General features: G+C 60.2%; 13 protein-coding genes. 4 read left to right on the top strand and 9 right to left on the bottom strand.

Features of this window, described 5'->3' with window-relative positions; all coding sequences use genetic code 11:
• Window positions 1–19: 19 nt before the first annotated feature.
• A complete protein-coding gene (dxs, locus tag ENGE1_RS10500) occupies window positions 20–1,882 on the top strand; it encodes a 1-deoxy-D-xylulose-5-phosphate synthase (RefSeq protein ID WP_048253692.1) in 1,863 nt (620 codons plus the stop codon).
• Between the two features lie 55 nt (window positions 1,883–1,937).
• On the top strand, window positions 1,938–2,912 hold the full coding sequence (locus ENGE1_RS10495) for an aldo/keto reductase (RefSeq protein WP_048253693.1): 975 nt from the start codon (window positions 1,938–1,940) through the stop codon (window positions 2,910–2,912).
• Between the two features lie 23 nt (window positions 2,913–2,935).
• On the opposite strand, the gene pgpA is transcribed toward ENGE1_RS10495, so the two are convergent.
• The 6 genes from pgpA to nrdR all read right to left on the bottom strand — a co-directional run bounded on the left by pgpA (window position 2,936) and on the right by nrdR (window position 7,040).
• Entirely contained in the window at window positions 2,936–3,457 is a 522-nt protein-coding gene (pgpA, locus tag ENGE1_RS10490) for a phosphatidylglycerophosphatase A (protein ID WP_043085652.1), read from the bottom strand.
• Window positions 3,441–4,412: a thiamine-phosphate kinase gene (thiL, locus tag ENGE1_RS10485; RefSeq protein ID WP_048253694.1), complete on the bottom strand. Its 972-nt coding sequence runs from the start codon at window positions 4,410–4,412 to the stop codon at window positions 3,441–3,443. The genes pgpA and thiL overlap by 17 nt, the downstream gene beginning before the upstream one ends.
• Before the next feature lie 72 nt (window positions 4,413–4,484).
• Window positions 4,485–4,904, bottom strand: coding sequence for a transcription antitermination factor NusB (nusB, locus tag ENGE1_RS10480; RefSeq protein ID WP_043085654.1), 420 nt, complete (start codon window positions 4,902–4,904; stop codon window positions 4,485–4,487).
• A 21-nt stretch (window positions 4,905–4,925) separates the two neighbouring features.
• Complete coding sequence (gene ribH, locus ENGE1_RS10475) at window positions 4,926–5,396, bottom strand: 6,7-dimethyl-8-ribityllumazine synthase (protein WP_043085656.1); 471 nt, start codon at window positions 5,394–5,396, stop codon at window positions 4,926–4,928.
• A gap of 87 nt (window positions 5,397–5,483) precedes the next feature.
• On the bottom strand, window positions 5,484–6,587 hold the full coding sequence (gene ribD / locus ENGE1_RS10470) for a bifunctional diaminohydroxyphosphoribosylaminopyrimidine deaminase/5-amino-6-(5-phosphoribosylamino)uracil reductase RibD (RefSeq protein ID WP_048253695.1): 1,104 nt from the start codon (window positions 6,585–6,587) through the stop codon (window positions 5,484–5,486).
• Window positions 6,588–6,590: 3 nt separating this feature from the next.
• A complete protein-coding gene (nrdR, locus tag ENGE1_RS10465; protein ID WP_043085659.1) occupies window positions 6,591–7,040 on the bottom strand; it encodes a transcriptional regulator NrdR in 450 nt (149 codons plus the stop codon).
• A gap of 144 nt (window positions 7,041–7,184) precedes the next feature.
• On the opposite strand from nrdR, the gene ENGE1_RS10460 reads away from it, so the two are divergent.
• Together ENGE1_RS10460 and ENGE1_RS10455 are read left to right on the top strand one after the other, a co-directional pair.
• Window positions 7,185–7,727 carry a SadB/YajI family lipoprotein gene (locus ENGE1_RS10460; protein ID WP_043085661.1) on the top strand — a complete coding sequence of 181 codons (543 nt, stop codon included), beginning with the start codon at window positions 7,185–7,187 and terminating at the stop codon, window positions 7,725–7,727.
• Between the two features lie 274 nt (window positions 7,728–8,001).
• Window positions 8,002–8,895 carry a nucleoside-specific channel-forming protein Tsx gene (locus tag ENGE1_RS10455; RefSeq protein ID WP_043085662.1) on the top strand — a complete coding sequence of 298 codons (894 nt, stop codon included), beginning with the start codon at window positions 8,002–8,004 and terminating at the stop codon, window positions 8,893–8,895.
• Window positions 8,896–9,032: 137 nt separating this feature from the next.
• Here the strand turns inward: ENGE1_RS10455 and secF are convergent, their stop codons facing one another.
• Genes secF through yajC form a run of 3 tightly spaced genes read right to left on the bottom strand, consistent with a single transcriptional unit; the run spans window position 9,033 to window position 12,222 of the window.
• Window positions 9,033–10,004: a protein translocase subunit SecF gene (secF, locus tag ENGE1_RS10450; RefSeq protein ID WP_043085665.1), complete on the bottom strand. Its 972-nt coding sequence runs from the start codon at window positions 10,002–10,004 to the stop codon at window positions 9,033–9,035.
• 10 nt (window positions 10,005–10,014) lie between these two features.
• Window positions 10,015–11,862 carry a protein translocase subunit SecD gene (gene secD / locus ENGE1_RS10445; protein WP_071883428.1) on the bottom strand — a complete coding sequence of 616 codons (1,848 nt, stop codon included), beginning with the start codon at window positions 11,860–11,862 and terminating at the stop codon, window positions 10,015–10,017.
• Window positions 11,863–11,889: 27 nt separating this feature from the next.
• A complete protein-coding gene (yajC, locus tag ENGE1_RS10440) occupies window positions 11,890–12,222 on the bottom strand; it encodes a preprotein translocase subunit YajC (protein ID WP_043085668.1) in 333 nt (110 codons plus the stop codon).
• Window positions 12,223–12,241 lie beyond the last annotated feature (19 nt).

Below are 12,241 nucleotides of genomic sequence, written 5' to 3'. Positions count from 1 at the left end.
CACCTTAAATGAGTCTCTGATGAGTTTTGATATTGCCAAATACCCGACGCTGGCGCTGGTGGAATCCACCCAGGAGCTGCGTCAGCTGCCGAAAGAGAGCCTGCCGAAGCTGTGCGACGAACTGCGTCGCTACCTGCTCGACAGCGTGAGCCGCTCCAGCGGACACTTCGCCTCCGGACTTGGCACGGTGGAACTCACCGTGGCGCTGCACTACGTCTACAACACCCCGTTTGACCAGCTCATCTGGGACGTTGGCCACCAGGCCTATCCGCACAAAATCCTCACCGGCCGCCGGGACCGCATCGACACCATCCGGCAAAAGGGCGGCCTGCATCCGTTCCCGTGGCGCGGCGAGAGCGAGTACGACGTGCTGAGCGTTGGCCACTCATCCACCTCCATCTCAGCCGGGATCGGCATCGCCGTCGCCGCTGAAAAAGAGGACAAGCAGCGCCGCACGGTCTGCGTGATTGGCGACGGCGCGATTACCGCCGGGATGGCCTTTGAGGCGATGAACCACGCGGGCGATATTCGTCCCGATATGCTGGTAGTGCTCAACGACAACGAAATGTCGATCTCCGAGAACGTCGGCGCGCTGAACAACCATCTGGCCCAGCTGCTGTCGGGCAAGCTCTACTCAACCCTGCGCGAAGGCGGCAAGAAGGTCTTCTCCGGCGTGCCGCCTATCAAGGAGCTGCTCAAGCGCACCGAAGAACACATTAAAGGCATGGTAGTGCCGGGCACGCTGTTTGAAGAGCTGGGCTTTAACTATATCGGCCCGGTGGACGGCCACGATGTGCTCGGGCTGGTTAACACGCTGAAGAACATGCGCGACCTGAAGGGCCCGCAGTTTCTGCACATCATGACTAAGAAGGGCCGCGGCTACGAGCCGGCGGAAAAAGATCCGATCACCTTTCACGCGGTACCGAAGTTCGACCACACCAGCGGCGTGCTGCCGAAGAGCAGCGGCGGTCTGCCGAGCTATTCAAAAATCTTCGGCGACTGGCTGTGCGAAACGGCGGCAAAAGACGGCAAGCTGATGGGCATCACGCCGGCGATGCGCGAAGGCTCCGGGATGGTCGAGTTCTCGAAAAAATATCCGGACCAGTATTTCGACGTGGCGATCGCCGAACAGCACGCGGTAACCTTCGCGGCGGGCCTCGCCATCGGCGGCTATAAGCCGGTAGTGGCCATCTACTCCACCTTCCTGCAGCGCGCCTACGATCAGGTTATTCACGACGTGGCGATCCAGAAGCTGCCGGTGCTGTTCGCCATCGACCGCGCCGGCATCGTCGGCGCCGACGGGCAGACGCACCAGGGCGCGTTCGACCTCTCCTTCCTGCGCTGCGTGCCGGATCTGGTTATTATGGCACCGAGCGACGAAAACGAATGCCGCCAGATGCTCTACACCGGCTACCACTACGCCGACGGCCCCAGCGCCGTGCGCTACCCGCGCGGTACCGGAACCGGCGCAGCGCTCGAACCGCTGGCCTCGCTGCCGATCGGTAAGGGCGTGGTGAAACGCCGGGGCGAGAAAATCGCTATCCTCAGCTTCGGCACCCTGCTGGCGGACGCCGCCATCGTGGCGGACAAGCTCAACGCCACGCTGGTGGATATGCGCTTCGTCAAGCCGCTGGATGAGGCGCTGATCCTCGAGCTGGCCGCCGGCCACGACGCGCTGGTGACCGTGGAAGAGAACGCCGTCATGGGCGGCGCGGGCAGCGGCGTTAACGAAGTGCTGATGGCCAATCGTCGCCCGGTGCCGGTGCTTAACCTCGGCCTGCCTGATAGGTTTATCCCGCAGGGCACTCAGGAAGAGGCCCGGGCCGAAATCGGCCTCGACGCCGCGGGCATAGAAGCACGTATTACCACCTGGCTTGCCTGATCCCCCTTTCGCTCCTGCTATGCTTAGAGTAGTCAGCCACTAGCAGGAGCGAAACGTGCAATATACAACACTTGGCACTACCGACCTTACGATCTCCCGCCTGAGCCTGGGGTGTATGACCTTCGGCGAACCGGACCGGGGCAATCACGCCTGGACGCTGCCCGAAGAGAGCAGCCGACCGCTGATCCAGCGCGCCCTTGAGGGCGGCATTACCTTTTTCGACACCGCCAACAGCTACTCCGACGGCAGCAGCGAAGAGATCGTCGGCCGCGCCCTGCGCGACTTTGCCCGCCGCGATGAGGTGGTGGTCGCCACCAAGGTTTATCATCAGACGCAGGGATTATCCCAGGGTCTCTCCCGGGCGCAGATCCTGCAGTCCATCGACGACAGCCTGCGCCGCCTCGGCATGGAGTATGTCGATCTCCTGCAGATCCACCGCTGGGACTATGAAACGCCGATAGAAGAAACCCTTGAAGCGCTCAACGACGTGGTGAAATCCGGCAAGGCCCGCTACATCGGCGCCTCCTCAATGCACGCCGCGCAGTTTGCCCAGGCGCTCAGCCTGCAGAAGCAGCACGGCTGGGCGCGTTTCGTCACCATGCAGGATCACTACAATCTGATCTATCGCGAAGAGGAGCGGGAGATGCTGCCGCTCTGCTGGCAGGAAGAGGTGGCGGTCATTCCCTGGAGCCCGCTGGCGCGCGGCCGCCTGACCCGTCCCTGGGGCGAGACCACCGCCCGGGTGGTGTCCGATGAGTTTGGCAAAACCCTCTACAGCACTACCGAAGAGAACGACGCGCAGATAGCCGAACGGCTGGCGGGCGTCGCCGAAGAGCTGGGCGCCACCCGCGCCCAGACCGCGCTGGCGTGGCTGCTCGGCAAGCGTGGCGTTGCGGCGCCTATCATCGGCGCATCCCGCGAAGAACAGCTCGACGAGCTGCTGGCGGCAGTCGATCTTACCCTCACGCCGGAGCAGGCAGCCGAGCTGGAAACCCCCTACCAGCCGCACCCGGTGGTGGGCTTTAAGTAATTTGCAGACAACCAGGCCGGATCCTATCCGGCCTGGATAATCCCCAGCGGCCAGTGGTTGCCTACCAGATACAGCACCCCGGCGGAGATCACGCCGGCGACGATATCGTCGATCATGATCCCCATGCCGCCGTGGACGTTGCGATCGAACCAGCGGATTGGCCACGGCTTCCACATATCGAAAAAGCGGAAAATCACGAAGCCCACCAGCACCCACTGCCAGTCGTCGGTCGGGATCGCCATCAGGGTGATCCACATACCGATAAACTCGTCCCAGACGATGCTGCCGTGATCGTGAACGCCCATATCTTTGGCGGTGCGGTGGCAGAGATACACCCCGATGCAGATGCCCAGCAGCACCACCAGATAATAGAGCTGCAGCGGCAGAAAGGTCATCAGGTACCAGAACGGGATCGCCGCCAGGGAGCCCATGGTTCCCGGAACAACCGGGCTCAGGCCGCTGCCGAAGCCGGTCGCCAGCAGGTGCCACGGATTGAGCATGCTCAGGCGGGCTTTCGCCTCATCTTTTTTACGCAAAATGGTCATATCCCTTCATGTCGAGCGTAACCGGCTTGCCGCCGCGCGTAAATTGCATCCCTTGTACATCGGCCGCGATCTGTCCGATGCAGGTACAGGCCATATTCAGGTGCCCCACCGCCACCTCCAGCGCACCGCGGTTGAGCTCCGGTACGGTGAAGCATAGCTCATAGTCCTCGCCGCCGGAGAGCGCCCAGACCAGCGCCTGCTCGGGATCCGCGCTGCGGCGCAGGGCATCGGAGCGCGGCAGCAGATCAAGATCGATACGCGCCCCGTAGCCGCTGGCAGCGAGAATATGGCCAAGATCGGAAATCAGGCCGTCGGAAAGATCGATAGCCGCGTGGGCCAGTCCGCGTATCGCCTGCCCGGTAAGCAGCCGCGGCGACGGATTGAGGTGGCGCTTAACCAGGTATTCCGCGTCAGCGCTGTCGCGCACCTGCAGACGCTGCTGCAAAATAGCCAGCCCCGCCGCGCTGTCGCCAGGCGTGCCGGTGACAAAGATCCAGTCTCCCGGCTTCGCCCCCGAGCGCTTAAGCGCCCGGCCGTGCGGCACGAAGCCGTGAATGCCGAGCGTCATCGACAGCGGCCCTTTGGTGGTATCGCCGCCGATAAGCTGCATATCGTAGTAGTTGAGCCGCTCAAACAGGCTGTCGCTAAACGCCTGCAGCCACGTCTCGTCCGCCGAGGGCAGCGTCAGGGCCAGCGTCAGCCAGGCCGGCTCCGCGCCCATCGCCGCCAGATCGCTTAAGTTGACCGCCAGCGCCTTGCGGGCCAGATCGGCAGGATCGATATCGGGGAGGAAGTGGGTGCCGCAGACCAGCGTATCGGTGCTGATGGCGAGGGTTTGCTTATCCGGCACGTTGAGCAAGGCGCAGTCATCGCCGATGCCGGTCTCCACGTCACGGCGGGAGCTTCTGACGCGATCGAAATAACGGGAAATGAGAGAAAATTCGCCGCATGCCATAGGTTATGCCTCGAATTAAAAAAGAGAAGGCCGCGGCGGGCGAACGGGTTCGCCAGCGCCCCGGCCAGCAGATTACTTCTTGCGGGGACGGATAACCGGCGCGGCTTTGTCCAGCACGCCGTTGACGAATTTGTGGCTGTCTTCAGCGCCGAAGGTTTTCGCCAGTTCGATACCTTCGTTGATGGCAACTTTGTACGGCACGTCGTCACGCTTTGAAAGCTCGAACAGCGCGATGCGCAGGACGGCTTTCTCTACCTGGCCCAGCTCTTCGAGCTGGCGGGACAGGTACGGCTTCATCAGACCGTCGAGGTACGCGCTGTTGGTCGCCACTCCCGACAGCAGTTCACGGAAGTACGGGACGTCGACGTCTTTGACGTCCTGTTCCGCCAGGAACTGGTATTCGACATCGGCAATGTCGTTATGGGACAACTGCCAGGAGTAGAGCGCCTGGACGGCGCACTCGCGGGCGCGGCGACGAGCAGCAGGTTTCACGGAATTCCCCTTACTAAAAAATCAGGCCTTGATGGCTTTCAATACATTGATCATTTCAAGCGCGGTCAGGGCAGCTTCCGCCCCTTTATTACCGGCTTTGGTGCCAGCGCGTTCGATGGCTTGTTCGATGCTTTCGGTGGTCAGTACGCCGAAGGCAACCGGGATTTCGCTCTCCTGAGCGACGTGCGCAAGACCATTGCTTGCGCCACCGGCGACGTATTCAAAGTGCGCAGTGCCGCCGCGGATCACCGTACCCAGCGCGATAACCGCGTCATATTTGCCGGTTTTCGCCAGCGCGCCTGCCGCCAGCGGCAGCTCATAGGCGCCCGGCACCCAGACTACGGTGATGTTCTCGTCTTTCACCTGGCCCACGCGCTTGAGGGCGTCAATCGCGCCGTTCAGCAGGCTGTCGTTGATGAAGTTGTTGAAGCGCGCAATGGTGATGGCAACGCGGGCGTCCGGGGCAGCAACGTTAGCTTCGATAATGTTCATACTCTTCCTTTTGGGATCTGACTTACCCCGAGGGGGGCGGATTTTATCATAATAATTCGCGCACGGCTTACCTATTTCAGGAATGCCTCACGCGGGTGTTAAATGCAGGCAGAGATCCGGCCCAACGCGCCGCACCTCGCCGAAGTTAAGTTGGGGAGCCTCGGCCAGTTTCTCAAGCCCCGGCAGCGTACAGAGTCCCCGGGCGGCGTCACCTAACAGTTTAGGCGCAAGATAGACAATAAGCTCATCCACCAGCCCCGCATGCAGCAGCGCGCCGGCAAGCGTCGGCCCGGCCTCAACCCAGAGGCTGTTAATCTGCTGCTTACCCAGCTGCATCATCAGCAGCACCAGATCGAGATGGCCGTTATGAGCCGGAATGTTAATCGTGCGCACGCTCTCCGGCCACTGGCGCCCGTCTTCGGCGGTGCGGGCAAACCACGTCTCTCCGGGTTGCTGCACGATGCGGTGCGCCGGCGTCACCCGGTTCTGGCTGTCGATAACGATGCGCACCGGCTGGCGCAGGTTCTCCTGCGGGTAGCGCGCCTGCACGTCGGGAGAGAGTTCCTCCCAGCGCACGGTGAGCGCCGGATCGTCGGCCAGCACCGTGGCGCTGCTGGTTAAAATAGCGTGGCTCTGCGCGCGCAGACGCTGCACGTCGCGCCGCGCCTGCGGCGAAGTTATCCACTGGCTTTCACCGCTGGCCATCGCCGTGCGGCCGTCCAGCGAGGCGCCGAGCTTGAGCTGAATATACGGAAAGCCGGTGCGCATTCGCTTGAGAAAGCCTTTATTAATGGCCTCCGCTTCGGCCATCATCACGCCGTGGCTGACCTCGATACCGTGCTGCTGAAGATGGTACAGGCCGCGCCCCGCCACCTGCGGGTTCGGATCCTGCATTGCGGCCACCACGCGGCTGACGCCCGCGCGGCTCAGGGCCTCGCAGCAGGGCGGCGTGCGCCCGTGGTGGCTGCACGGCTCAAGGGTAACGTAGGCGGTGGCGCCACGGGCGTTCTCACCCGCCATGCGCAGGGCGTGCACTTCGGCGTGCGGCTCCCCGGCGCGGTAGTGAAAACCTTCGCCAACGATAACGCCGTCTTTCACGATGACGCAGCCGACGCGGGGATTGGGATGCGTGGTAAAGCGCCCACGCTTCGCCAGGGTCAGCGCGCGGGCCATGTAGATTTCATCTTGCATCAATCAGTCCTGTAGGCGGGCGATCTCTTCGCCGAACTCTTTAATATCCTCGAAGCTGCGGTAGACGGAGGCGAAGCGGATATAGGCTACCTTATCCAGCTTCTTCAGCTGCTCCATCACCAGGTTGCCGATCATTTTGCTCGGCACTTCGCGCTCGCCGGTGGCGCGCAGCTGGGACTTGATGTGGCTCAGGGCCATCTCCACGTCGTCAGAGCTGACCGGCCGCTTCTCCAGCGCCCGCTGCATACCGCTGCGCAGCTTGTCTTCATTGAACGGCTCGCGGACATCGTTGCTCTTCACCACTCGCGGCATTACCAGCTCGGCCACTTCAAAGGTGGTGAAGCGCTCATGACAGACCAGGCACTGGCGGCGGCGGCGTACGGAAGAGCCTTCGCTGACCAGGCGGGAGTCGATCACTTTGGTATCTACGGCGAAACAGAATGGGCAATGCATGGCGCGTCCTGATGGTGAAAAGTCACATGCCACTACTTTACCATGACACGTAAGGCGGCGTCATTTTGAGACAATGCCTCAGTGGCGCGATGTGCAATACTGTTAGCATTAAACGCCTCTGGAACCAGTAAGGAAAAACCCGCCATGACAAGACGTTATCTGCGCCTGCTGGCGCTCGGCAGTGCGCTGACCCTCAGCGCCTGCGCCCAGCAGGGTGAAGTAAAACAGATGAAGCAGGACGTGCGCACGCTGAACAAGGCGATGAGCCAGCTGAATCAGGAAACGGTGAAAATAACCCAGCAGAACGCGCTGAATGCAAAATCCGCCAGCGGCGTTTATCTGCTGCCCAGCGCCAATACCCCGGCGCGGCTGCAGAGCCAAATCGGCATGCTGCGCATGTCGCTGGTGAACATCAGCAAATCCGACGACGGCATGCGGGCGACGCTGCGTATCGAAGGCGAGTCCAGCGCCCCCCTGCCGGCGTTCAGCGCCACCGTCGAGTGGGGCCGCATTGTCGGTACGACCCGCAGCTATGAAGAGGTTGACGTTCAGCGCCGGCTGATTAACGCCCCGAAAAGCGCGCTGTCGCCGTCCGACATCAGCATCCCGCTGCAGCTGAGCGGCATCGATCCCGCCCAGCACGTATTCGTTCGCGTGCACGATATCCAGCCCACCGACGCGCCTTAACCCTCTTCCCTGGAGCGGGCCGCCGCGGTCCGCACCGCAATCTCTCGCTGTAGCAAAAGTTCATCTTCTTAGCCTGCTTTTTCAGCATTATTACCATTAAATGCGCTAAAGCGTGAACGCAATCGATTACGCGAATGATAAAAATGCGACAAAATGCGTATTTTTGTGAGCATTGATTCTTATAATAGGCTCCGCATAAAACATACAGATACCCAAAAATGCGCCCGTGCGTCCTTTTACGCAATTTCGTGACTTTTAATCAGTGGCAAAGAACATGAAAAAAACGCTTCTTGCAGCCGGTGCTGCACTGACTTTTGCAACTTCTTTTACGGCAGGCGCTGCCGAAACGGCCAAAGCGGACGGCCCGCAGTACCTCTCCGACTGGTGGCACCAGAGCGTCAACGTCGTGGGCAGCTATCACACCCGCTTCGGGCCGCTGCTGCGCAACGACACCTATCTTGAGTACGAAGCCTTTGCCAAAAAGGACTGGTTTGATTTTTACGGCTATATGGACGCCCCGGTGTTCTTCGGCGGTAACACCGACGCCAAGGGTATCTGGAACCACGGTTCACCCATGTTTATGGAAATCGAGCCGCGCTTCTCTATCGACAAGCTGACCAACACCAGCCTGGCGTTTGGCCCGTTCAAAGAGTGGTACTTCGCCAACAACTACATCTACGACATGGGCCGTAACAAAGACGGCCGCCAGAGCACCTGGTATATGGGTCTGGGTACCGACGTCGATACCGGCCTGCCGATGAGCCTCTCCCTCAACGTCTATGCCAAATACCAGTGGCAGAACTACGGCGCGGCGAACGAGAACGAGTGGGACGGCTACCGCTTTAAGGTGAAATACTTTGTGCCAATTACCTCCCTGTGGGGCGGCCAGCTGGGCTACATCGGCTTCACCAACTTTGACTGGGGCTCGGATCTCGATAACAAAGACTTCCGCGATAACAGCGGCCGCAAGGCGCGTACCGATAACTCCATCACCTCCACGCACATTCTGTCGCTCAACTACGACCACTGGCACTACGCGCTGGTCGCCCGTTACTGGCACAACGGCGGCCAGTGGCGCGATGACGCCAGCCTCAACTTCGGCGACGGCGACTTCAACGCCCGCACCACCGGCTGGGGCGGCTATGCGATTATCGGCTATAACTTCTGATAAGCCCTATCTGTAACAACGAAAGCCAGCTTTAACGCTGGCTTTTTTATGCGCCGGGAATGGCTTTGCGGACGTGCGACAGGCAAAAAAAATCCCGACCAGCAGATCGGGATTTCTGTTTTGGACGCGCTATCCGCTTACGGCAGAATCGAAGGCTGGTCGGCCCCCTCTTTCTCCACCTTCTGCTGGATCAGATGCTCGCGCTTCATCCCGAGCTTCAGCGCCAGCGCCGAGGCTACGTAGATAGACGAACCGGTACCGATGGTGACACCGATAAGCATGGTCAGCGAGAAGCCTTCCAGCACCGGACCGCCGAAGAGGTACAGCATCAGGATCACCAGCAAGGTGGTACCTGAGGTTATCAGGGTACGGTGCAGCGTCTGGGTCAGGGAGACGTTAAAGATTTCGTAAGGCGTGCCGCGGCGAATTTTGCGGAAGTTCTCACGAATACGGTCCGAGACCACGATACTGTCGTTGAGCGAGTAGCCGATAACCGACATCAGCGAGGCGACAATGGTCAGATCGATTTCGATACGGAACAGCGACAGCACGCCCATGGTGATCACCACGTCGTGCGCCAGGGCGATAACCACCCCCGCCGCCAGGCGCCACTCGAAGCGGAAGCCAACGTAAACCAGAATCGAGATCAGCGCCGCCAGCAGCGCCATCGCGCCGCTGGTCGCCAGATCGGCACCGACGCTTGGCCCGACGAACTCAATACGCTTCACTGCCGCGTGCTGGTTGGTCGATTCATTAATGACGTTCAGTACCTTGCTGCCCAGCTCCTGGCCGCCGGTTTCGCCCTCCGCGGGCGGCATGCGTACCATGATGTCGTGGCTGCTGCCGAAGTTCTGCAGCTGCGGCTCGTCAAAGCCCGCCTTCTGCAGCGCCTCGCGCATCTGGTCCAGATTGGCGGTTTTTTCAAGGGTGATTTCAATGACGGTACCGCCGGTGAAGTCCAGACCCCAGTTAAAGCCGCGCACGCCGATAACGATAATGGACAGCACCAGCAGCAGGCCCGAGATGCCGAAGGCCCAGTAGTCCCAGCGCATAAAGTCGTAGACTTTACGGCCGTGGTTCAATTGTTCAACACTATATTCCTGTGCCACAACGCACTCCTCAGATAGACAGCTTGTTGATGCGTTTGCCGCCGTACAACAGGTTTACGATGGCGCGGGTGCCGACGATTGCGGTAAACATGGACGTTGCAACGCCGATACCGGTAGTGATAGCGAAGCCTTTAATGGCGCCGGTACCGACCGCGTACAGAATGATAACTTTAATCAGCGTGGTGATGTTGGCATCGAAGATGGAGCTGAACGCCCCGCGATAGCCTTCATCGATCGACTGCTGAACGGAGCGCCCGTTGCTGAGCTCTTCCTTAATACGTTCGTTTATCAGTACGTTGGCGTCCACCGCCACCGCAAGGCTCAGCACGATACCGGCGATACCCGGCATACTGAGCGTCGCGCCCGGCAGCAGCGACATGATGCCGACAATCAGCACCAGGTTCGCCAGCAGCGCCGTGGTGGCGATCAGGCCGAACTTCTTATAGAAGAAGATCATAAACAGGATGGAGATACCGAGACCCGCGAGACAGGCTTCCAGACCCTGCTTGATGTTCTGCATACCCAGGGTCGGGCCGATGGTGCGCTCTTCAACAATCTGAATCGGCGCAATCAGCGCACCGGCGCGCAGCAGCAGCGACAGCTGGCGGGCTTCGTTGGGGTTGCCGATACCGGTAATGCGGAAGCTGTTGCCGAGGCGAGACTGGATGTTGGCAATGTTAATTACCTCTTCCTGCTTCACCAGCACCGCGCGATCGTTGGCGTCTTTCTTACCGCTGTCCTTGTACTCCACAAACAGGGTCGCCATCGGCTTACCGATGTTGTCCTTGGTGAAGTTGGACATGATGTTACCGCCCGCGCTGTCCAGCGAGATATTGACCTGCGGCTGGTTGTACTCATCCTGGCTGGAGGTGGAGTCGGTGATGTGGTCCCCGGTGAGGATCACGCGCTTATAAAGCGCGACCGGCTGCCCTTCGCGGGTCGGCTTCACTTCCGTGTCGCCCGGCACGCGGCCAGCGGCAATCGCGGAGGGATCGACATTAGTGTTGACCAGGCGGAACTCCAGCGTCGCCGTCGCGCCGAGGATCTCTTTGGCACGCGCTGTATCCTGGATACCCGGCAGCTCAACCACGATGCGATCGGCACCCTGACGCTGCACCACCGGCTCGGCAACGCCCAGCTGGTTAACGCGGTTACGCAGGATGTTGATGTTCTGCTGCACCGCATACTCGCGCGCCTCTTTCATGCGCTCGTCGCTCATCACGGCGCGCAGCTGATTGCTGCCCTGACCGGAAAGCACCAGATCGCGATGGCGCGGCGCGAGATAGTCCAGCGCCTGCTTGCGTGCGGCTTCGTCGCGGAAGGTGATGCTCAGGCCGTAGTTGGCCTCTTTACGTACGGTAGTATACGGAATGCCTTTTTCACGCAGATCGCTGCGCAGGCTATCAATGTTCTGTTCCTGGAGTTTGCCAAGGGCGGTGTCCATATCCACTTCCATCAGGAAGTGAACGCCGCCGCGCAGGTCGAGGCCGAGCTTCATTGGTTCGGCATTGAGCGCCGCGAGCCAGCGAGGCGTAGCCGGAGCAAGGTTTAACGCCACGACGAACTTGTCACCCAGCTGGCTGACCAGCGCTTCGCGCGCGTGCAGCTGCGTGTCGGTGGAGTCGAAGCGAGCAAGAATTGCGCCCTCTTCCAGTGCCACAGACTTCGCGTTAATTTTTTCTTCTTTTAAGGTGTTCTGGACCTGGATCAGCGTTTGCTCACTGGCGGCGACGCCGCGCACGCCAGTGATTTGAACAGCCGGATCCTCACCATAGAGGTTGGGAAGTGCGTAAAGCAGGCCGACGAGAATCACGACGACCAGCATAATGTACTTCCACAAAGGATAACGGTTTAACACGGCAGTTCCCTTTGGGAAAACGAAAAATTACAGCGCCTTCATGGTGCCTTTCGGCAGAACGGCGGCTACGAAGTCACGTTTGATAACCACTTCAGTGGTGTCGTTCAGGGCGATAGCAATGTAGCCGGTTTCCGCTACTTTGGTTACGCGACCTACCAGGCCACCGTTCGTCAGCACTTCATCGCCTTTGGCGATGGAGTTCATCAGGTTCTTATGCTCTTTGGTACGCTTCTGCTGCGGGCGCAGGATCATAAAATAGAAAATCAGACCGAACACCACCAGCATCAGGATCAGCGACATCGGGCTGCTCTGTCCGGCTGCACCAGGGGCGGCAATCGCATCAGAAATAAAAAAGCTCATTCAAATTCCCTCATTATTA

Source organism: Pluralibacter gergoviae ATCC 33028 = NBRC 105706 (assembly GCF_001598855.1).
Lineage (GTDB): Bacteria > Pseudomonadota > Gammaproteobacteria > Enterobacterales > Enterobacteriaceae > Pluralibacter > Pluralibacter gergoviae.
Note: the sequence above shows the minus strand (reverse complement) of the source record. Positions and strands in the feature narration are given on the sequence as shown.